The sequence below is a fragment of the Streptomyces sp. NPDC001828 genome, assembly GCF_042892175.1.
Taxonomy (GTDB): Bacteria; Actinomycetota; Actinomycetes; order Streptomycetales; family Streptomycetaceae; genus Streptomyces.
This window is the reverse complement of record NZ_JBIATV010000004.1, coordinates 419601-439197: the sequence shown is the minus strand read 5'-3', so window position 1 is coordinate 439197 and position 19597 is coordinate 419601. Positions and strand designations below refer to the sequence as shown.

At 71.0% G+C, this 19597-nt stretch carries 20 protein-coding genes; 14 read left to right on the top strand and 6 right to left on the bottom strand.

Translation table 11 applies throughout. The features are described from left to right. The first annotated feature begins 1325 nt into the window (after window positions 1-1325). From ACFYZA_RS16240 to ACFYZA_RS16205, 8 genes are all read left to right on the top strand, one after another. The gene (locus ACFYZA_RS16240; protein ID WP_382585569.1) at window positions 1326-1754 is read left to right on the top strand and encodes a phage tail protein; all 429 of its coding nucleotides are present in this window, start codon (window positions 1326-1328) and stop codon (window positions 1752-1754) included. An 84-nt stretch (window positions 1755-1838) separates the two neighbouring features. Continuing rightward, a complete protein-coding gene (locus tag ACFYZA_RS16235; RefSeq protein WP_382585566.1) occupies window positions 1839-2561 on the top strand; it encodes a peptidase M23 in 723 nt (240 codons plus the stop codon). After that, window positions 2558-4387: a VgrG-related protein gene (locus ACFYZA_RS16230; protein ID WP_388490955.1), complete on the top strand. Its 1830-nt coding sequence runs from the start codon at window positions 2558-2560 to the stop codon at window positions 4385-4387. The genes ACFYZA_RS16235 and ACFYZA_RS16230 overlap by 4 nt, the downstream gene beginning before the upstream one ends. Before the next feature lie 77 nt (window positions 4388-4464). Beyond that, on the top strand, window positions 4465-4782 hold the full coding sequence (locus ACFYZA_RS16225) for a PAAR domain-containing protein (protein WP_382585560.1): 318 nt from the start codon (window positions 4465-4467) through the stop codon (window positions 4780-4782). Next, window positions 4779-5213, top strand: coding sequence for a GPW/gp25 family protein (locus ACFYZA_RS16220; RefSeq protein WP_382585557.1), 435 nt, complete (start codon window positions 4779-4781; stop codon window positions 5211-5213). The genes ACFYZA_RS16225 and ACFYZA_RS16220 overlap by 4 nt, the downstream gene beginning before the upstream one ends. After that, window positions 5213-7183: a putative baseplate assembly protein gene (locus ACFYZA_RS16215; RefSeq protein ID WP_388490954.1), complete on the top strand. Its 1971-nt coding sequence runs from the start codon at window positions 5213-5215 to the stop codon at window positions 7181-7183. The genes ACFYZA_RS16220 and ACFYZA_RS16215 overlap by 1 nt, the downstream gene beginning before the upstream one ends. Then, window positions 7180-7743, top strand: coding sequence for a phage tail protein (locus ACFYZA_RS16210; protein WP_388490952.1), 564 nt, complete (start codon window positions 7180-7182; stop codon window positions 7741-7743). Before ACFYZA_RS16215 ends, ACFYZA_RS16210 begins: the two co-directional genes overlap by 4 nt. Window positions 7744-8321: 578 nt before the next feature. Further along, window positions 8322-9065 (top strand): NADase-type glycan-binding domain-containing protein, encoded by a 744-nt coding sequence (locus tag ACFYZA_RS16205; RefSeq protein WP_388490951.1) that lies wholly within the window; start codon window positions 8322-8324, stop codon window positions 9063-9065. Window positions 9066-9245: 180 nt separating this feature from the next. Here the strand turns inward: ACFYZA_RS16205 and ACFYZA_RS16200 are convergent, their stop codons facing one another. Further along, complete coding sequence (locus ACFYZA_RS16200) at window positions 9246-10136, bottom strand: LysR family transcriptional regulator (protein ID WP_388490949.1); 891 nt, start codon at window positions 10134-10136, stop codon at window positions 9246-9248. A gap of 135 nt (window positions 10137-10271) precedes the next feature. Between ACFYZA_RS16200 and ACFYZA_RS16195 the strand changes: the two genes are divergently transcribed. From ACFYZA_RS16195 to ACFYZA_RS16180, 4 genes are all read left to right on the top strand, one after another. After that, entirely contained in the window at window positions 10272-10778 is a 507-nt protein-coding gene (locus tag ACFYZA_RS16195) for a nuclear transport factor 2 family protein (protein ID WP_388490948.1), read from the top strand. A 93-nt stretch (window positions 10779-10871) separates the two neighbouring features. Then, window positions 10872-11645: an SDR family oxidoreductase gene (locus ACFYZA_RS16190; protein WP_388490945.1), complete on the top strand. Its 774-nt coding sequence runs from the start codon at window positions 10872-10874 to the stop codon at window positions 11643-11645. A 133-nt stretch (window positions 11646-11778) separates the two neighbouring features. Continuing rightward, on the top strand, window positions 11779-12378 hold the full coding sequence (locus tag ACFYZA_RS16185) for a cysteine hydrolase family protein (protein WP_388490943.1): 600 nt from the start codon (window positions 11779-11781) through the stop codon (window positions 12376-12378). 10 nt (window positions 12379-12388) lie between these two features. After that, window positions 12389-13327 (top strand): GlxA family transcriptional regulator, encoded by a 939-nt coding sequence (locus ACFYZA_RS16180; protein WP_388490941.1) that lies wholly within the window; start codon window positions 12389-12391, stop codon window positions 13325-13327. 32 nt (window positions 13328-13359) lie between these two features. Here ACFYZA_RS16180 and ACFYZA_RS16175 read toward each other — a convergent pair whose 3' ends face one another. The 3 genes from ACFYZA_RS16175 to ACFYZA_RS16165 all read right to left on the bottom strand — a co-directional run bounded on the left by ACFYZA_RS16175 (window position 13360) and on the right by ACFYZA_RS16165 (window position 15603). Beyond that, window positions 13360-14040 (bottom strand): hypothetical protein, encoded by a 681-nt coding sequence (locus ACFYZA_RS16175; protein WP_388490939.1) that lies wholly within the window; start codon window positions 14038-14040, stop codon window positions 13360-13362. A gap of 24 nt (window positions 14041-14064) precedes the next feature. Next, window positions 14065-14526: a class F sortase gene (locus ACFYZA_RS16170; RefSeq protein WP_388490938.1), complete on the bottom strand. Its 462-nt coding sequence runs from the start codon at window positions 14524-14526 to the stop codon at window positions 14065-14067. Between the two features lie 279 nt (window positions 14527-14805). Then, window positions 14806-15603, bottom strand: a complete 798-nt coding sequence (locus ACFYZA_RS16165) for a hypothetical protein (RefSeq protein WP_388490936.1) — start codon at window positions 15601-15603, stop codon at window positions 14806-14808. A gap of 461 nt (window positions 15604-16064) precedes the next feature. On the opposite strand from ACFYZA_RS16165, the gene ACFYZA_RS16160 reads away from it, so the two are divergent. Both ACFYZA_RS16160 and ACFYZA_RS16155 read left to right on the top strand, forming a co-directional pair. Further along, a complete protein-coding gene (locus ACFYZA_RS16160) occupies window positions 16065-16838 on the top strand; it encodes an MEDS domain-containing protein (RefSeq protein ID WP_388490935.1) in 774 nt (257 codons plus the stop codon). Continuing rightward, window positions 16835-17803 carry an anti-sigma factor RsbA family regulatory protein gene (locus ACFYZA_RS16155; protein ID WP_382585483.1) on the top strand — a complete coding sequence of 323 codons (969 nt, stop codon included), beginning with the start codon at window positions 16835-16837 and terminating at the stop codon, window positions 17801-17803. Before ACFYZA_RS16160 ends, ACFYZA_RS16155 begins: the two co-directional genes overlap by 4 nt. Before the next feature lie 455 nt (window positions 17804-18258). On the opposite strand, the gene ACFYZA_RS16150 is transcribed toward ACFYZA_RS16155, so the two are convergent. Together ACFYZA_RS16150 and ACFYZA_RS16145 are read right to left on the bottom strand one after the other, a co-directional pair. Next, window positions 18259-18609, bottom strand: coding sequence for a chaplin (locus ACFYZA_RS16150; RefSeq protein ID WP_382585480.1), 351 nt, complete (start codon window positions 18607-18609; stop codon window positions 18259-18261). 197 nt (window positions 18610-18806) lie between these two features. Further along, window positions 18807-19568: an isocitrate lyase/phosphoenolpyruvate mutase family protein gene (locus ACFYZA_RS16145; protein WP_388490932.1), complete on the bottom strand. Its 762-nt coding sequence runs from the start codon at window positions 19566-19568 to the stop codon at window positions 18807-18809. Window positions 19569-19597: the final 29 nt, after the last annotated feature.

Sequence of the window (19597 nt, the reverse complement as noted above, 5' to 3'; positions counted from 1 at the left end):
CCAGGCCGCCCCCCAGTCCGCCGGGCCCGCATCATCGACTCCGGCCCCTACGAACGGCCAGACGCCCACGCCCGGGGGAGGCGCTCCCCAACTGCCTTACCCCGAGCGCTCTTCGCATCCCCGGCCCCACAGCGGCCTCGGCACCCCGCTGCACTCGTTGCCGCCGACAGCCACCGCTCCGGGCACGCCCCTTCTGGGCCGGCGCCCCGGCCTGGCCGAGCGGCCCGCCACACCCGGAAGCCCCATCTCGACCGCCACGCCGCCGAGTTCATCCGGCCCGCAGGCCGGTCGAGAGTCCCTGTCCGTACGGGGCACACCCGGTGGCCCTCCCGTGCAACGCGCCCGGACTACGCGCGGCGCCGGCGGGCATGCCCCGCGCGTCGGCAAGGACGGGGGCGGGATCACCCCTTCGGCCAAGGCACGCGCGACGGGCCGGTCAGTGTACGGCGCCGCGCGCGCCCTTCCGGTTCTGCGGCGCTCGCGCGCGCTGCTGCCCGAGCGGTCGCTGGACGTGAACACCGTGACCAGTTCGGCCTTCTCGGCGACCTCGCCCACACCTTCGCCGACCGTCAACCGACCTGTCGCTGCCGCGCGTTGGAGCCGTGAACCGGCCCCCGTCGTCCAGTCGGCACCGTCCCGCCGGGGAGAAGCGCCACCGGGCCCACCCCGCTCGTCAAAGGCGCGCGTCCCTCGCGATGAGCCCCCGCGCCAGAGGGAGATCCGGACCTCTCCCGGCTCGTCTTCGGCGACGAACCCACCGTTCCCGGCGGTGCGATCCACCCTCGCGGCGGGGGATCCCCCGCCCTCCGCACAGGACGCCGCCCACTCGCCCACCGCGAACGCTGTCCCCGGGGCGAGTCCACGCCGCCGTACCCTGGTCGCGCGTCCCGCAGCGCCTGGCGCGGCTGAGTCCGTTCAGCGCCTTCCGCTCGCGACGGCGCCGCCCACGGCAGCGCCCCCGCCTCTGGAGACGACGGCGCCCGGCGCGGTCGGTGATCACGACACGACGCCGTTCAATGCGGCCGTTCGGACCAATCCGGCAAGGCGTGCGGCGATCCAACGCGCCCCCGAGGACACGGATCCCCCCGACGTTCCGCAGCCCCCACCGGCCCACTCACGCATCCCAGTAGCGGTGAAGAAGACGTCGTCATCCGGCGAGAGGAGCAGCACGCCGTCTCAGCGCGGCGACGGGATCGATGTGGAGGACCTCGCCAGGCGGCTCATCGACCCAGTGACCAGACTGCTGCGCTCGGACGTGCGGCGTGGACGAGAACGTGCCGGACGGCTGTACGACGGCCGCCGCTGAGAAGTAGGGACTCCAGCACATGACCACCGACGACATCTTCGCGACCACGCCGTTCTTCCGGCTCGCCATTGGCGGCAACGACCTCGGGACCTTCCAGACCTGCTCGGGGCTCGGCGCCCAGGTCGAGGTCGAGACGTATGCCGAGGGCGGCAACAACAATTTCGACTGGCAGCTGCCGGGCCGGGTCACCTGGTCGAACATCACCTTCACCCGTCCCGTCACCAAGGAGACGATCAAGATCGCGCGCTGGTTCGATCAGATCGTCAAACAGGTCACGCCCAAGGACGGCGAGATCGTCGCGCTCAAGCCCGATCGCACGCCCATCATCAGCTGGCAGGTGCTCGGCATCGTGCCGGTCCGCTGGCAGGGGCCGTCGTTCGATCCCTCCGACTCGCAGGCAGCCGTCGAAACCCTGGAGATCGCGCACGAGGGCCTGAAGGTTTCCTGACGACCCATCAAATAACCGCTTCGGCAACGACCTTGCGCACATCTCGCTCGGTCGCCGTGACCGCACACGAAGGGAGGGACCGACATGGCCCCCGCTGTCCGTACGAGCCGTGCCCGCGCCAAGCTCACGATCATGGAGCCGCCCGCGAAGGTCGGCGCCAAGCCCGGCGGCGTACTCGCCCTGGTGGAGCTCCAGTTCAATCCGTCGTCCCTCTCGCTGAGCAAGAACACCGAGTGGCGGCGCACCCCCTCCCGGATGGCGGGGCAGTCCGCGCTGCCCGAGTTCGTCGGCAGCGGCCCGCGTTCGCTGAACCTGGAGGTGTTCCTCGACGGGACCGCCAAGCACGACAACTCGGTGGAACAGGCAGTGGAGAAGCTGATGAAAGCGTGTGTGCCGACGCGGAGCAGTCTGGCGCGGAAGAAGCCCGCGAGTCCCTGGGTGCGCTTCAACTGGGGTTCCACCAAGAGCACGGCGTTCAACGGCGTGATGTCCCAACTCTCCGTCACCTACACGTTGTTCGACGCCGACGGAAAGCCCCTTCGCGCGAAGTGCAGCCTCTCCATCGAGGAAGCGAGCGTCGACCCGCCGGGCCAGAACCCCACCTCGGGCGCGCGCGAGGCGCGCAGCACCCACCGGATCGTGCCGGGTGACAGCCTCCCGCTGCTCGCCTGGCGGGAGTACGGGGACGCCACGGCCTGGCGGGTGATCGCCGAGGCCAACGACATCGACGATCCGATGGTGCTCGTGCCCGGCACCGAACTGCTCGTGCCGGGCACGCAGAGTGCCCTACGGGAGGAGACGCCATGACCACGCCCGAGGCACAGGGCGGGCGTTCCTTCGCCGCCGACCCGATCGTGGAGGCTCCCTCGGAGCTGCCGACCGAGTGGATCACGCAGTTGGTGAGCTGCGTGGTGGACGAGAACGTCGGGCTGCCCGACGAGGCGGTCCTCATGTACCGCGACCCGGACCACGAACTGCTCAAGGCGACGGGCATCACCATCGGCACCGTACTGCGCATCTCGGTCGTCACCGTGCGGGGACAAGCGCGGGAGCTGCTGTTCACCGGGGAGGTGACGGCCCTGGAACTGGACAGCGACACCACCGGGTCGTTCACCGTGCTGCGCGCGTACTCCAAGGCACACCGGTTGCAGCGCGGCCGCCGGGTGGTGGCGTACCGGAACATGACGGCCTCGGCCATCGTGCGCAAGGTCGCGGCCGGGGCCGGGCTGGCCTGCGGGCGCGTCGAGGCAGCGCCGATCACGTACAAGCAGTTGTCCCAGGCCAACGTCTCGGACTGGGACTTCCTGCAGTTCCTGGCCGGTGAGAGCGGTGCTCAGGTGCGTGTCGACGACAAGGGGCTGCTCCAGTTCACGAAGCCGAAGCCCGCCGCGTCGGCGCCCGCCCCGTCGACGTCGGCCGCGCAGAGCCCACTGGTCCTGGAGCACCCGCGCAATCTCCTGGCCCTGCGTGCGGTCCTGACCGGAGCCGACGGGGCGGGGAGCGTCGAGGTGCGGGGCTGGGACGTCAACACGAAGACACCGCTGGTGACCCGACGGCCGTCCGTGATCAGCCGAACCGTGACCCCGGGGATGAAGCCGTCCGTGGTGAGCAGCGCGTTCGGCGGCTCCTCCCGGCTGACGGTCACCGACATGCCGTACCGCACCCAGGCGGAGACCGAGGCGGTCGCCACCTCGGTCGCGGGGTTGGTGAGTTCGGGGTTCACGGAGCTGGAGGCAGTCGTCGAGGGGAACCCGATGCTGCGGGCCGGAGTACCGGTGGCCCTCGGCAACGTCGGCCCAGCGTTCTCCGGGCGTTACACGGCGACCGCCGCGCACCACGTTCTGGAGCCACACGGGGGCTACCGGACGACGGTCCTCGTCAGCGCGTCCCCCGACCGTTCCCTCGCGGGCCTGGCCGCCGGCGCCAACGCGCCCTCCCGGGGGCCGCGCATGCCGGGCCTCGCGATCGGAGTGGTGTCCAACATCCGCGAGCCGGGCGGCGGAGGGCGTGGCTGGGTGCGGCTCAAGTTCCCGTGGCTCGACGCGGACTACGAGACGGACTGGGTACGCACGGTGCAGTGGGGCGGCAAGGGCGGGGGCGGTGTGTTCAGCCCCGAGGTCAACGACGAGGTGCTGGTCGGATTCGAGCAGGGGCTCCTCGACGCTCCGTATGTCATCGGCGGCCTGTACAACGGCGTGGACAAGCCCTCGCCGCACCGGGGGCCGCTGGTCGACCGGTCGCGGGGCACGGTCAACCGGCGTTCCCTGGTGTCCCGTTCGGGCAACCGCGTGGAGCTGCTCGACACCCCGGGCCGGGGGCCGTCCGGGGTGCGGCTCGCCAGCGGCGACGACCGGCTCGAAGTGCGGCTCGACGAACGCCGCAACCGCATCTCCCTGACCGTGTACGGACCGGGTGCCGCTCGCCCCATGAGTTCCGTGACCCTGTCCCCGACCGGGATCACCCTCGACGCGGGGGCGGGCAAGGTGACCGTGAAGGGCGCCTCGGTCGACATCGACGCGAAGGCCGACGTCAAGGTGGACGGCACCGCGGTGAACATCGTCGGCAAGACCGCGGTCAACGTGGACGGAGGCCTGCTCGCCGTCTTGAAGGCACGACTCATTCGCATCAACTGACGTGCACAAAAAAGTGTAATGACGCTCCGTCAGCTCCTCTCGTCTTATGGCCATCAGACCGGCAAGGAGAGATCGCCATGCCCCCCGCAGCCCGCACGGGCGACGCCACCAGTCACGGCGGCATCATCGCCACCCCGCCACCCGGGGCGGTCGCGGTCGCCACCGTGCTCATCGGGGGCCGCCCTGCCGCCGTCACCGGCAGCCTCCACGAGTGCGTCGTCCCTCCGCATCTGGCGCTGGGTCCGGCGAACCTGGTCCTGCCGAATCCGGCGGCGCTCGTCTCCGGCGAGGTGCTCATCGGCGGGTTGCCCGCGGCGCGCATGCGGGACCAGACGACCTGCGGAGCACAGATCGTGAGCGGCGCGTTCGACGTCCTCATCGGGGGGCCGATGTGAGCGAGAAATTCATCGGGCGCGGCTGGGGCTTTCCGCTGCGCGTGGGCACCACCGGCGGTATCGGCATGGTCGAGCGGGACCGGGAGATCGAAGAGGCGATCCGGCTCGTGCTCGGCACCGCGCCGGGCGAGCGGCCGATGCGGCCCGAGTTCGGGTGCGGCATCCACGACTACGTCTTCGCCCCGGGCGACGGCGCCACCGCCGGGCTCATCGCCCAGGAGGTGCACGTGGCCCTGGAGCGCTGGGAGCCACGCATCGAGGTGACCGACGTGGCCATCGCGTTCGACGCCGTGGACGACGGCGTCCTCTACATCGACGTGCGGTACACGGTGCGGTCCACCAACGACCGCCGCAACCTCGTCTTCCCCTTCTACACGATCCCGTCCGAGGAGGGCGCCGGAGACGGCACCTCGTACGGAGAGGCGAGCTGATGGCCCTGCCCTCACCCAATCTCGACGACCGCCGCTTCCAGCAGCTGGTCGACGAGGCCAAGCGGTACGTTCAGCAGCGCGCCCCCGAATGGACCGACCACAACGTCTCGGACCCGGGTGTGACGCTGATCGAGACGTTCGCGTACATGGTCGATCAGCTCCTCTACCGCCTCAACCGGGTCCCGGAGAAGAACTACTCGGCGTTCCTCGACCTGCTCGGCATCCAGCTGTTCCCGCCGGCGGCGGCCACGGCGGAGGTCGACTTCTGGCTGTCGGCTCCGCAGCCCGAGACCGTGACGCTGCGCGCCGGTGCCGAGGTCGCGACGGCGCGCAGCGAGACGGAGGAAGGGGTGGTGTTCGCCACCACCCAGGAACTGCCCATCATTCCGAGCGAGTTGACGACTCTGGTGACGGCGCCGGTCGGCGGGGAGCAGACGGTCCGTACGACGGCGCTGGCCGAAGGCCGTGACATCCCGTGCTTCCAGGCCGTTCCCGCGCCCGGCGACGCCATGCTGTTCGGGCTGCCCGCGGCCGTGCCCCGGTGCATCGTCTCGGTGCACCTCGACAGCCGCGTCGAGGGTGTCGGCGTGGACCCGCGTCAGCCACCGCTGGCCTGGGAGGCGTGGGACGGCGCGCGCTGGCTGCCCTGCGAGACCGGCTCCGACACGACCGGCGGACTCAACCGGCCCGGCGAGGTGATCGTGTACGTCCCGGCGGGGCACACCGCCTCGGTCGTCGCGGGCACCCGCGGGGGCTGGCTGCGCTGCCGGGTCACACAGCCGGCGCCGGGGCAGCCGTTCTACTCGGAATCGCCGACAGTGCGCGAGGCCGAGGTGTTCACCGTGGGCGGTACCGCTTCCGTGGAACACGCGGAGACGGTGACCGACGTGCCGCTCGGGATGGCCGAGGGGGTCGCGGGCCAGCGATTCTCCGTGGCCCGGCCGCCGATCCTGCTCGACGGAGAGCCGCCCGTGGTGGAGGTGTCCTCGCATCAGGGCTGGCAGACGTGGCGGGCGGTCGAGCACTTCGGCGACTCCTCCCCGGACGACCGTCACGTGGTGATCGACGCGACCTCGGGCACCTTCGCGTTCCCGCCCGCCGTGCGCGAGCCGGACGGATCGCTGCGCACGTACGGCGCGGTGCCCGAGAAGGGCGCGCACGTGCGGGTGCCCAGCTACCGGACGGGCGGCGGGGCGGGCGGGAACGTCGCGCGCGGCGCGATCTCGGTGCTGCGCAGCTCCGTTCCGTACATCGCCCGGGTGGAGAACCGGGAGGCGGCGCGCGGTGGCGTCGACGGGGAGAGCGTGGCCAACGCGAAGCTGCGGGCGCCGGGCGCGCTGCGCATGCAGGAGCGGGCGGTCACCGCCGAGGACTACGAGATCGTGGCCCGTCAGGCCGCGCCGTCGATACGCCGGGTGCGCTGCGTGCCGGCGGCCACCGCCGAGGGCGGTGCGGTGCGGGTGCTCGTGGTGCCCGACGCGGTCGCGGACGAGGGCGAGGGCGACCGGCTGCGCTTCGAGCAACTGATCCCGTCCGAGCAGGTGTTGCGGGCCGTCGCGGCCGCGCTGGACGAGCGACGCCTGGTCGGTACGCGTCTCGTCGTGGAGCCGCCCGCCTACCAGGGCGTCACGGTCGTCGCCCGGCTCGTGGTGCCCACCGGCCGGGCCGACCGGGTGCGCGAGGCCGCGCTGGCAGCGCTGTTCGCCCATTTCAACCCGCTGCGCGGCGGGGCCGACGGGGAGGGCTGGGCGTTCGGCAGGCCCGTGCAGTACGGAGAGGTGTTCGGCGTGCTCCAACGGGTCGGCGGACGCTGCCTGGTGGAGGAGGTCAAGCTGTTCCCCGCCGACCCGATCACGGGGCGCCGCGGCGCCCCGGCCGAGCGGGTCGACGTCGGCGCCAACGCGCTCGTGTTCTCGTACCAGCACCAAGTAGTCGTCGTCGAGGCCGACTTGGACGGTGACGACCGATGACCAGGGCCGCGATTCCGGGGCTGGCGAGCCGCCATCCGATGGGCGGCCTGCTGCCCGCGCTGTATGCCGAGGACGATCTGGCGCAGCGGTTCACCGCCGGCCTGGACACGGTCCTCGCCCCCGTCTTGTCCACCCTCGACAACCTCGCCGCCTACCTCGATCCGCGTCTGGCACCGCCGGACTTCGTCGAGTGGCTGTCGTCGTGGGTGGGTGTCGACTCCGTCCCCGGACTGCCCGGGGAACTGCGCCGCGAGGTCGTCGTCCGCGCCATGGAGCTGCACCGCAGACGCGGCACGCGGCGCGGCCTCGTCGAACGGCTCGGGCTGTGCCTAGGAGTGGAGGCGGAGGTCGTGGACAGCGGCGGCGCGGCCTGGTCGCCGACCGCCGGTTCGGAGCTGCCCGCCAAGTCGGCCGAGGAGGTGGTGGTCCGCGTGTGGCCGGGGCGGACGGGCACCGTGGACCAGGCCAGGGTGCACGACATCGTCCGGGCGTCGTGCCCCGTCCACGTCACGTGCCGGGTCGAGATCCTGCCCGGGCCGCCGGTCCGCGAGGGGAGTTGAGAGCATGCGCTCATGTCCCGCGTGCGGCACCGCGAACGGGGACGTCTGGACCCTGCCCGATCCGCCCGTACACGAAGGGAGTTGAGACTATGCGCTCATGTCCCGCGTGTGGCACCGCGAACGGGGATACGGACGACTTCTGCGGCAACTGCGGCTCCTACCTGGGGTGGTCCCGCGAGAGCGACGGGCCCGAGCCAGGCACGTCGGCACCAGGGGGCACTGCGGAGCGGGGCACGTCGGCACCGGGGAGCACCGCCGGACCGGCGGCCACGACCAACTCGCGTGCCACGGAGGCCGGCTCGGTGCCACCAGCCGGCCGCGACGCGGCTGCACCGGGCAGCGCGCGGGAGGCGGACAGCGCGCGGGGCCCCGCTTCGGCGGCCGAGCCCCGGCCCGCAGGTCATCCCGCCCCCGCCACTCCCCCACGCGCCGCACCCACCGACCGCGCCCAGCCCGAACCACGGTCACGGTCACGGTCGTCGGACCCGGCCGCACCCAGACAGCCAGCGCCTTCGGCCCCGCTGCGGGCTGGCTCGGCGGATGTCACCCCCATCACCGCCGTCCAGCCCGCCAAGCCGGTGGCGGCGCGGCCCGTCGTACGGGCTGCCGAGGTGCGCGAGGCGGCCGGCCCGCCCTGTCCGGTGTGCGCCACGCCGAACCAGCCCGGGCGCAAGTTCTGCCGGCGCTGCGCCGCACCGCTCGATGTGCCGGAGCCGACGGCTCCGCTGCCGTGGTGGCGCACCCGTTGGCCGTTCCGTCGCCGGGTGCGCGGCGGCTCGGGGCGCGTCTTCCGCACGCTCGTCATCCTGGCCGTCCTGGCCGTCCTCGCGATCGGTGCCCTGTTCCTACTGCCTGCGGGGCGCGCCCTGTTCGAGGACACCCGGGACAAACTCAGCGGAGCGACCGCCATCAGCCCCTCCGGAGTCACCGCGAGCGCCGAGATCCCCGGGCACCCGGCGGGGAACGCCACGGACGGCCTCAACAACAAGTACTGGGGCGCCCCCTCGATCGGCGACTCGCTGACGTTCACGTTCCGGGCACCGTTCCGTCTGGTGGACATCGTCGTGACCGGCGGAGCGTCGACGGACCCCCAGGTGTACTCCGGCGAGGCACGGCCCATCGCCCTCGACCTCGTCACGACCACGTCGAACGGGCAGGTGTCCCACAAGGCGATAACCCTCAACGACAAGCCCGGCTCACAGACCGTCCCGACGGGCATCAGCGACGTCGTCACGGTCCAACTCGTCGTGCGATCGGCGGCGGGGACGGGGTCGGGGCGCCATATCGCCCTGGCAGAGGTCGAGTTCTTCAAGCGGAGCTGACAGCACGCTCCGCCGGGGGCGGGCGGAGTGCACGGGTGCTGCGGGCCGGTGAGCGCTTTGGTTCTGGCGGTGTAGGCACCGGCCGATGGCGCGGCAGCCTGGGAACACTGACGGGCAAGGCCACCAACCAATACCTGACGCACCGTCAAGTAGTGCAATCCGAACGGCAAAAGCGCAGACTCACGCCCGCACGAGGTCGAGTGAGGCCTCGCTGAAGGCGCGGACGCGGGCCGTGGCGCCTTCGGCGAGCCACACCAGTCCCCATTGCACGGCTGGGGCATCCTCGAAGGGCACATACGCGACGTCGGGGCGGGCGAAGTAGCGCCTGGCGTGGGCGCCGACAACGGCGACTCCCTCCCCCGCGCCGACGAGCGTCAGCATCTCGGTGAACGTCGAGGCCGACGGGCCGAGTTCGATGGGGAGTCCGGCGGGCGTCCGGCGCGGTGCCCGGTCGTCGCGCAGGGAGTCCGGCAGCGTCTCGGGGATCTGCAGCACGGTGACGCGGGCCAGGTCCTCCATGGAGACGGCCGCGCGGCGGGCGAAGGGATGCCCGGTCGGTACGGCGAGCATGCGTGCTTCCCGCACCAGGACCGGCCCCATGACGATGCCCTGCTCCCGCATCGGATGGCAGGTGAGCGCGATGTCCACCTCCCCGCTGCGCAGCCACGGCAGGACTTCCGGCAGCCGCGCTTCACGGATCTGGACGTCGCAGTCGGGATGCCGGGTACGAAATGCCTGCGCCGCCCCGACCAACAGCTGGCCCGCGGCCGGCCCGTTGAAGGCGACCCGCAACAATCCCGTCAGGCCCCGTCCGGCATCGACGGCCCGGCCGAAGGCGTCGGCGATCCGGTCCCATGCGGGCCGAACCTCCTCGTACAACTGCCGCCCCACCGGAGCCAGTTCGACGCGGCGGCTGGTTCGGTGGAACAGCGGAACGCCGATGCGGCGCTCCAGCTTGGCGATCGTCTGACTGACCCGGGCCGTGGACACGTGCAGCCGCTCGGCGGTACGGCCGAAGTGCAACTCCTCGGCGAGCGTCAAGAACGCCTCCACCTCGTACCGCTCCAACATCCCCGAACCCCTTCATCGTCAACCGGGGCTTAACGATCGTTGCCCAGGTACGCGTTGATGCCAAGACCCACCCGCAGCAGGATCGAAGACGTCGGAAACCACCTGACCTGCTGACCTGACCTGCTGGAGAACATCATGTACGTCACTCACGACCGCGCCCTGACCGCCCTCGCGCATGACACCGTCGCGGTGGTCGCGGAACTCAGGGACCGCACGGAGATCACCGACGCGCTCTTCCGCTTCGGCCTGGGTCAAGACCTCAAGGACAAGGCGCTGTTCGCCTCGGCGTTCAGCGCCGACGCCGAGCTTGACTTCCGTCCGGCCGCCGCCAAGTGGGGAGCCAAGCCGCCGCTGATGTCGGGACGGGACACCATTGTCACCACCATCCTGGGCATGTTCACCGGCCGGGTGGACACCACCCACCAGGTCACCAACCCGCGAATCACCATCAACGGCGGCACCGCCCACCTCACCGCCCTGGTGGAGGCCCAGCACCTGCTCATCGCCGACCGCACCAAGCATGCGCTGCTCAAGAACCCCTACGACGTCGACCTGGTACGCGACGGCGACCGCTGGGTCATTCGCCGGCTCGTCATCGACAACACCTGGTTCGTCGGCGAACCCACCGCCATCTTCGGCTGACCCCTGGCTCCCCGGCTCTGCGGAACCGCACGAGGACCGCCCCGCAGCCGGCCACCCCGCAAACCCCACACAACTCCCCCAAGAAGGTGTGCCATGAAGTTCGCCGTGCTCGGCGGAACCGGACGGATCGGCTCCAGGATCGTCCAGACCCTCACCACAGACGGACACGAAGCCAGGGCGCACGCGCGCTCCACCGGCGTGGACCTCCTCACCGGCACGGGACTCGCCCCGGCGCTGGCGGGAGCCGACGTCGTCATCGACGCGACGCAGTCGCCCACCACCGACGACACCTCCGCGGACTTCTTCCGGACTGCGACAGCCAACCTCCTCACCGCGGCCGACGCGGCCGGAGTCCAACACGCCGTCCTGCTGTCGATCGTCGGCGTGGACCGGGTGCCAGACCTCGGCTACTACCGGGCCAAGGTCCTCCAGGAGGAGCTGTTCAAGGCCGGTCCACTGCCCTACTCCATCGTCCGCGCCACCCAATTCTTCGAGTACATCGACGAAATCATGTCCTGGTCCACCCAAGGCCGCACCGTCCGCCTGCCCACCACCCTGGTGCAGCCCATCGCCGCCGCCGACGCCGCGCGCGCCCTCGTCGACATCGCCACCGGCCCTCCCCTCCAAGGCGTCCGCGACGTCGCCGGCCCCGACGCCATCCCGCTGGACGAACTGGGCCGGATCACCCTGGCCGCCCACGACGACGGCCGCACTACCCTCACCGACGACACCGCCGGCCCCTTCGCCGCCGCATCCGGCGATGCCCTCATACCGGCAACCGGCGGCCACACCGGCCCCACCCACTACCGAGACTGGATCCGCAAGGTCACAGGTCCGGTCCCTCACCCAACTTGCGAGACCTGGTAGGCGATCCCCTCTTCGACCAGACACCCGTAGCCCTCCGTGCAGCTCGCGCCCCGCCTACCGCTGACCGGATCGGTCCGCTACCGGACCCGATGCGGCCTGTCGCCGCCCCGCCCGCGCGGCACAGGCTTGGGACATGACCCGAGCGCTGATCGTCATCGACGTCCAAGAGTCCTTCCGTGCCCGTCCGCTGTGGGCGACCATTTCCGATCCGAAGATCGCCGACCAGGTGAACCGCCTGGTCCAGCTCGCTCGTCGGGCCGGGGACCCGGTGGTGTGGGTGCTGCACTCCGAGCCCGGCAGCGGCGACGTCTTCGACCCGGCCCTCGGCCATGTCCGGCTGATGGAGGAGCTGGAGCGGGCGGACGGGGAGCCGCTCATCCACAAGACGTCGCACAACGCCTTCACCACCACCAACCTGCAGCAACTCCTCACAGAGCGCGGTATCCGCGAGCTCACCATCTGCGGCATCCGCACCGAGCAGTGCGTGGAGACCACCACCCGCCTCGCCGGCGACCTCGGCTACCAGGTCACCCTTGCCATCGACGCGACCGCGACCAACCCCATCCCGCACCGGGACGCTCCCGCCGGGCAGAGCGTCGCCGAACTCCTTGCCGATCCCCGAACTCTGCCCGCCGCAGAGGTCATCAGCCGCACCGAGTACGCCCTCGCCGGACGCTTCGCCACCATCGCGACCGTCGAGCAGCTGGAGGCGGCGGCAGCACTTCCGGCATGATGACCGAATCGTGAGCCACATCGTCTTCTTCCTGGTGCCCGGAGTCCACTTGCTGGACTTGGCCGGCCCCGCGCAGGTCTTCTCCACGGCCGCCGACTTCGGGCACCCCTACACGCTCTCCTACGTCGCCGAGCAGCCACAGGTCCCCACCGCGCAGGGGCTGCCGCTGCTGGCCGGGCTCGACTGGCCCGAGCTCGGGCCCGAGGATCTGATCCTGGTACCGGGATGGCGGGCAGCCACCCTGGCCGACACCCACGCCATCGGCGCCGCCTCCCTACAGGTCCTCCGGGACCACCACGCCAGGGGCGGGACGGTGGCGAGCGTCTGCGCCGGAGCCGAGGCGCTCGGCCGGGCCGGTCTGCTCGACGGCCGGCACTGCACCACCCACCACGAGGTGCAGGACGAGCTGGCGCTGCGCCACCCCAGGGCGGTGGTGGTCCGCGACGTCCTGTTCACCACCGACGACCGGGTGATCACCTCGGCCGGCATCGCCAGCGGCATCGATCTGGCCCTGCACCTGGTCGCGACCCGGCACGGCCCGGCCGTCGCCGCCCAAGTGGCCCGGGACATGGTCGTCTACGCTCGCCGCAACGGCCGTGAGAACCAGGCCAGCGCGATGCTCCGCCACCGCTCCCACCTCGACGACACCGTGCACCGCGCCCAGGACCTCATCGACACCCGCTTCGACGAACCACTCCCCCTGCCCGCCCTGGCCGCGGCCGTCGGCGTCAGCGAACGCACCCTCACCCGCCTCTTCAGCCGTGCCACCGGGCTCACCCCGCTGCGCTACCAGCAGACCCTCCGCCTCGAACGCGCCCAGCACCTCATCAGCCACGGCGCGACGATCGAAGCCGCCGCCCGCACAGTCGGCTTCGAGGATCCGCGCATGCTGCGCCGCCTCCGCGCCCGCACCGCCTCACCGCGCCACGTACCAAACACCTCCGCGTAGACCGCTGGTGCACGGCCCGCCGGCTTCACCGGCTATTCGCTCCAGCAGCCGAGGATGTCACTGGCGACCTCGTAGGCCAGGTCGGCCCGGGAGAGCCGGTGCGGTCCGGACGCGGTTGACATGGCGGTGGCGTCGACGCGCAGGGTCTTGCCGTCCTTGAGGACGACGACCGTGCCTCCCTTCGACTCATAGCCCGGGTTACCCAAGCCCTGGGCGGCGGTCAGCGGCGTCGTGGTGCCCAACTGCTTGCGTACGGCTTGGAAGTAGGTGTTCGCGGACGCGGCGTCCGGGGACTCCTTCACCGACAGCACCAGCCGGCCGGTCGGCAGGTGATACGTGCAGGTGTAGAGGTGATCGGACCACGTGGTGGTCGTGGTCGGCGCGTGCGGCGGCGCCAGGATCTTGACCACGTCCTCGCGGATCTCCGGTCCGCACACCATCAGCGCTGACGCCGAAGGCGCGGCGGCCTGCGTCGTGTCAGGCATCCGCATCCCCGGCCGCATGGCGGAGTCAGGGGACGCTGAGGTGCCGGTCGGCGTCGATGTGCTGGTGGACGTGACCGTGCCGGTAGCGGCGGGGGCGGTGGCGTTCTCGGAGGCACACCCGCCCGCCACGGCCGCGAGCACCGCGGCGGCGGCGAGAGTGCACAGGCGGACTCTCCGTCCTTCCCTGTGCCGTCCGGCTGCTCCGGTGCTCTGTCGCTCGGTGTTCATCGTTCCCTCCTCGTGCTGGGGCGGTCAGGCAGGGTGGGTTCCGGTCAGGGTGGCGTAGGCGACGGTGTTGTCCAGGTAGTGCTGGGTGGCGCGGTCGAACCGGCCGCCGCAAGTGATCAGCCGGAGCTGGGAGTTGGGAGTGTTGCCGTAGACGGTCAGGGTGGGAAAGGCGTCCTTGGGATACGTGTTGACGCCGTCGATCCTGAACACGGCCACGGTGCGGTCGCTGCGGGTGACGCTGACGGTGTCGCCGGGGCGCAGTGCGCCCAGCGCGTAGAAGACGCCTTTGGCTCCGGTGGTTCCGTCGATGTGCCCAAGGATGACCGCCGGGCCCACTTGGCCGGGGGTTGGTGAGTTCCGGTACCAGCCCGGTGCCGAGACGTCGGACATCGGCGGAACCTCCAGGGTGCCGTCCTTGTTCTGCCCGAGGCTCAGCAGCGCATGGTGCACACCGATCGCCGGGATGCTGATCGCGGTCGGCGTCACCGCCGGGCCGTTCGGCGCCGCCGGGGCATGAACCGTAGGCCCCGCCGGAACACTGGACGGGCCGCCGGTCGGACTCTCTGTGTGGCCCCGGGCCTCAACTCCCCTGGTGTGATCGCCAGTTGGGAGGCCGGCCGATACCGGCGGCCGGGGCGCGTGGTGCTGGCTGGAGATCCCGAGGGACAGGGCTCCTCCTGCCGCGAGGAGCAGGACGGCGGCCGCCGACGCCAGCAGGCGTCGGCGGCCACTGCCGAACAGTCGTGCAAGCCAAGACATGACGGTCTACTTCTCGGCGCTGGTCCGTCGACGCAGGACCAGGGTGCCGCCGGCTGCGACTGTAAGGCCCGCCCCGGCCGCGAACAGCCAGGAGTCCTGGATGCCGGAGGTCCCGCCGCCGCCCGTGTTGACTCCGCCACCGGGAACCATGGCCATCTGCGACGCGGCCAGTGGCCCGCACAGTGCCGGGGAGGTCGCGGCCAGCGGCAGCGACGGCACGAGGTCGCTGGGCTCGGCCTGGGCCTTGGCGCTCAGCGTCGTCGGGTCGAGACCGTGGACGACGATGACGGCCTTGCCGGCCTTGATCGAGGCTTGGGTCGCCGCGTCCAGGGTGATGGTGCGGGAGTAGTGGAAGTCCGCACCGGACGGCGCGATCTTGATGTCCGTTCCGGCGGCGGGGCTGGTGTCGCCGGTCAGGCCGAGCGTGGTGCCGATCGCCCCGTAGGCCGGTCCGCCCTCGGTGGTGCTGACGACGCCGTCGCCGTTCTTGTCCGCCGAGGCGTCCGGGCAGTTGCCCATCCCGTTGATGTGGATGTGCTGTACGTGCGGGAAGGGCGCCTTCATGAACGTCTGGGCCAGTCCCTTGACGTCCTCGGTGATCACGGCCTTGGAGCCGGTCAGCTGCAGCATCAGCATGCCCGAGCCGCCGGCGTGGTTGAGCGGCTTCAGCGTCGCCATGTACGTGGTGCTGTCGCTCGACCGCGCGCTCGCCGTCGAGCTGGTGAAGGCCAGCGGCAGTGCGAGAAGCGCCACCGGTGCCGTCATGGCCAGGACCCTGACCGATGTCTTCCTCGTCTTCGTCATCGTGCTCTCCTCCAACTGCGTGGTGGTACACGGACTTTCGATGGCTCCCCGCACAGCCGCGCCCAGGTGGTCACCAGCCCCACATTGCGGTGGGACCGGGACTGCTTGCCCGTGGGCAGAGCGCGACGCCTGAATGAGTCAGTTGCGGGAAGAAGCCGAGCGCCGGGTCCGGGGCGCATCGGATCGAGCTTGTGAAGGGGATTCGGAGCCGAGCACGGGACGGATTGGTCCGGGAGCCTCGCGGCCGAAACCGAAGCCCCACACGGCTACGCGGTCGCGGCGTCCTCCCGGCGCCTGACCCTCCCTTGTTGTGAACCGTCAGGGGGCAGCCCCGTCTTTGGACCGGGCTCAACCGTCGCTCGGCTAGGCTCAGCACACTGCGAATATCGCGCCGACCGGTCGAGCGGCGGCCGGAAGGGGGTCAGGTGAGAACGGCGCGGGCGTTGGCAACCCTGGACGAAGTGGAACTTGGGGACCACGTCTGCTGGCGTACTGAACCAGCCTCCGCCTTCCTGCGCGACGCGCGGACCTTCGCGGCCGACGGAGCCCTCCACGGCGACAAGATCGTCGTCGTCGGCCGCGTCGGTAACGCCTCCGGCATTTCGCGTGACGCCGGGCCCTCCGCCTCGGTCGTTCTCGATTTCCCGGCGGCCATGGACGCCGACTTCGTGCTGGCGGCGGTGCGCCGTGAGGCCCGTACGGCGCTGCGTGAGGGCTTCCGCTCCGTACGCGTCCTCACCGAGCGAGTCCCCAAGACTACGCCGGGTAGCGTCGAAGAGCTGCTGGCCCAGGAGCTGAAGCTCGACCAGTTCGCATCGGAGAGCGGCGCGATCGTGGTCTGCGCCTACAGGCCGTCGCAGTGGGACGCGCCTACGCTGGAACATGTGGCATGTGTGCATCCGCAGGAGGTGGGCATACGCGCTGAGCGTCCGGCCTTCCGGATGTTCAGCACGGGTGCTGACTGCTGGAGCGTGGACGGTGTGATCGACTCGGAGTGTGCGTCGGCGTTCAACGCCGCGGTGCGCGCCGCGGCGGTGCGCGCTCCCACGGTGACGCTGCGGTTCGACGCCCTCGACATGATCGACGCGGCCGGGATGCACGCCCTCGTCGACGCGGCCCGCCGTCTGCCGCCCGACCGGCGCATCCTCGTGGAGGGCGCCAACGAAACGGTGCGCCTGTGCTGGGAACTCGCCGGCTACGCGACGGCCGACCTCGCGGTGGTGATGAGCGCATGAGCGTTTCCCTGCCTCCGAAGACGTCCGCCGAGCCCGAGCCCGAGTCCTGCTTCCGCCACGAGCTGTACCCCTACCGCGGGGACACTCAGTTCCTGGCGGGGACGCTCGGCTTCATCCACGAGGCCCTGGAGGCGGACGAGGCGATCGTCGTCGCCGTCCCTTCGGACAAGTCATCGCTCCTGCGCGAAGAATTCCCCGACGAGCCCGCCGTCACGTTCGTCGAGACGTCGACGGCCGGAGGGAACCCCGGCCGGCTCGTCGCGGCCTGGACGGCCTGGATGCGCGAGCGCGGCGAAGGGGGCCGACCGGTCCGCGGCATCGGTGAGACCGCCTGGCGCCAGGCGCGCAGCGCGGCGCACCTCTCCGAGCTGCGCTACCACGAGTGGCTCCTCAACCGTGCGTTCGCGCGCAGTTCCGCCTGGTCGATGCTGTGTCCCTACGATGCCGCCGACGAGGACCAGAGCGCGCTGCGATCGGTCTCCCGCTGCCACCCGCTGATCCATCAGGACGGTCAGTCCGTACGCAATGAGGGATACCTCGGCGTCGACGACTACGTCTTCGACGACCTGCCCGATCCGTGTGATCCACATCAAGAGCTCACCTACAGGCACGGTGACCTCTCGGCGGTGCGGTCGAAGGTGTCCCAGTGCGCGTCCGACGCGGGGGTCCCCGAGGACCGGTTGCCGAGGCTGGCCGTGGCTGTCACCGAGATCGCCACGAACAGCATCCGGCATGGCGGAGGGCAGGGCACCCTGCGGACCTGGGCGCAGGACGCCTCGTTCCTGTGCGAGTTCAGGGACGCCGGATACATCTCCGACGTCATGGCCGGCCGCACCCGCCCCTCGGCAGACCAGATGGGCGGCCGCGGCCTCTGGCTCGCCCACCAGTTCTGCGATCTGGTCGAGATCCGCTCCAACCGGGACCAAGGAACGACGATCCGCCTCCATATGGACATCCGCCAATAGCGGGGCGGCGCTTGGCTGTTCGCCGGACGTGGACGAGACGAGCCAGCAGGACAACCCGAGCGCCCACCGTTCCTTCCACCCCGAGCGGCACGCTCCGGAGAAGGGCGCCGGAAGGAAAGTGGCTCGCGAGGTGACGGCCGCGGGGCCGGCCGACCAGGGGGCCCGCGTCGCACGGAGGACGTCCTCCGCGTGAACCCAGGGCACGAGGGCCAGCGTGCCCTCGTTGTCCACGTACATCGGGTCGAGGCCGCGGATCGCGTACGCGCTGGCCACCGGGGCGGGCACGGGAGCTCGGTTCTCGTAGATGAAGCAGATACCGCCGATAGCTCCGTCGCCGGTGCCGAACCGACAGCGGATACCGATGGCATCCGCTGTCGGCACGGGGGCCGGACGTCACCTTCCCCAAGGCCGGCCCGTCGTGGTCACCCCAAGCGGGCCACGACTACGCGCTTGTCTCAGTGCCCCTCCCCGTATCCGCCCCGGTGGTCCATCGGCCGGCCGTGCATCCCGGCATGACCGTGCATGCGCGAGCCGTTCCAGCCGTGCTGCCGCCAGTCACCGTGCGAGTCGTTGACGCAGGTGTTGCCGAACGCCGGGTTGAGCAGGCCGATCACACCGACCGTGTTCCCGCACACGTTGACCGGCACGTGAACGGGGATCTGCACCACGTTGCCCGACAGCACGCCGGGAGAGCCGATGGCCGCCCCCTGAGCTCCCGCGTCGGCCGACGCCGACGCGGCACCCATGGTCATCGCCGCACCCACCGCCACCAGCAGACCAGCAGCCTTCACCGCACGAAACATCATGTGATCCTTCCTGAAACGACGAACCGCAACACCCGGAACGGGCCCTGCGATGAGCCCCCTTGAGGGCCTCTCATCGCTCCTTCGGAACCACACGACGTCCGGATTGTCCGCGAACGCCTTGTTCACTCCGTAGGGCTAACGGAATGCCCACCGGCGCCGAGCCCTGGAGCCCGGACAGGAGCCCTTCGCGCGGCTTCTCAGGGGGCCCACGGGCGGAGCATGTCCTTCATCGCGTCCGTCATCGCGAGCTGCAGAAGGGGGCCATAGGTGATCCGGCCGACGCCGAGGCGGCGGAAGCGCTCAAGATCGTGCTTGACGGGGTGGGCGGTCGAGTTCACCGGAATGGCGACCGCCCCGATCACCGCCGCGAGGAGATCGTCGTCGTCCTGGATGCGTACCGGGTAGACACTGTCGGCGCCGGCCTGTTCCAGGGCCCGCAGGCGCACGATCGCCTCGTCGAGGACGGCGGAAGGGTTCTCCGCGTGGAGGAAGAGATCGGTGCGCCCGTTGATCCAGACCGGGATCCCCGCGTCGTCAGCCGCCGCGCGCAGGCCGGAGACGTAACTCGCGTGCTCCTGCGTGCTGCGCAGGCGCCCGCCCTCCGAATGGACGGTGTCCTCGATGTTGAGGCCGACACCGCCGACTTCGACGAGTCCGGCCATGAGATCCGCGGGCTCCTGCCCGTATCCGGCCTCCAGATCCACCGAGACGGGGACGTCGACCGCCGCGACGATCGGCCTGACGGCGGCGAGCACCTCCTCGAAGGTCTGCCCCTCGTGGTCGTCGGCCCCCCTGGAGTCCGCGAGCGGATGACTGCCGATCGTGAGCGCGGGGAATCCGGCGCCGGCCGCCGTCCGTGCGGACCAGACGTCCCAGACGGTCGGCAGCACGAGCGGCTTGGAATCGGCGTGAAGCTGCTTGAGGCGTTGAGCGCGCTCAACGGTCGTGCGAAGGTCCATGTCGAGGACGCTACCCCTGCATCGCCACA

Excerpts from the sequence above, each read along its gene's own strand:
- ACFYZA_RS16185 (WP_388490943.1), top strand. The coding sequence starts at position 11,779 with ATGACCCGAGCGCTGATCGTCATCGACGTCCAAGAGTCCTTCCGTGCC.
- ACFYZA_RS16150 (WP_382585480.1), bottom strand. The coding sequence starts at position 18,609 with ATGATGTTTCGTGCGGTGAAGGCTGCTGGTCTGCTGGTGGCGGTGGGT.
- ACFYZA_RS16175 (WP_388490939.1), bottom strand. The coding sequence starts at position 14,040 with ATGAACACCGAGCGACAGAGCACCGGAGCAGCCGGACGGCACAGGGAA.
- ACFYZA_RS16200 (WP_388490949.1), bottom strand. The coding sequence starts at position 10,136 with ATGTTGGAGCGGTACGAGGTGGAGGCGTTCTTGACGCTCGCCGAGGAG.
- ACFYZA_RS16210 (WP_388490952.1), top strand. The coding sequence starts at position 7,180 with ATGACCAGGGCCGCGATTCCGGGGCTGGCGAGCCGCCATCCGATGGGC.
- ACFYZA_RS16145 (WP_388490932.1), bottom strand. The coding sequence starts at position 19,568 with ATGGACCTTCGCACGACCGTTGAGCGCGCTCAACGCCTCAAGCAGCTT.
- ACFYZA_RS16155 (WP_382585483.1), top strand. The coding sequence starts at position 16,835 with ATGAGCGTTTCCCTGCCTCCGAAGACGTCCGCCGAGCCCGAGCCCGAG.
- ACFYZA_RS16165 (WP_388490936.1), bottom strand. The coding sequence starts at position 15,603 with ATGACGAAGACGAGGAAGACATCGGTCAGGGTCCTGGCCATGACGGCA.
- ACFYZA_RS16235 (WP_382585566.1), top strand. The coding sequence starts at position 1,839 with ATGGCCCCCGCTGTCCGTACGAGCCGTGCCCGCGCCAAGCTCACGATC.
- ACFYZA_RS16195 (WP_388490948.1), top strand. The coding sequence starts at position 10,272 with ATGTACGTCACTCACGACCGCGCCCTGACCGCCCTCGCGCATGACACC.
- ACFYZA_RS16230 (WP_388490955.1), top strand. The coding sequence starts at position 2,558 with ATGACCACGCCCGAGGCACAGGGCGGGCGTTCCTTCGCCGCCGACCCG.
- ACFYZA_RS16225 (WP_382585560.1), top strand. The coding sequence starts at position 4,465 with ATGCCCCCCGCAGCCCGCACGGGCGACGCCACCAGTCACGGCGGCATC.
- ACFYZA_RS16215 (WP_388490954.1), top strand. The coding sequence starts at position 5,213 with ATGGCCCTGCCCTCACCCAATCTCGACGACCGCCGCTTCCAGCAGCTG.
- ACFYZA_RS16240 (WP_382585569.1), top strand. The coding sequence starts at position 1,326 with ATGACCACCGACGACATCTTCGCGACCACGCCGTTCTTCCGGCTCGCC.
- ACFYZA_RS16190 (WP_388490945.1), top strand. The coding sequence starts at position 10,872 with ATGAAGTTCGCCGTGCTCGGCGGAACCGGACGGATCGGCTCCAGGATC.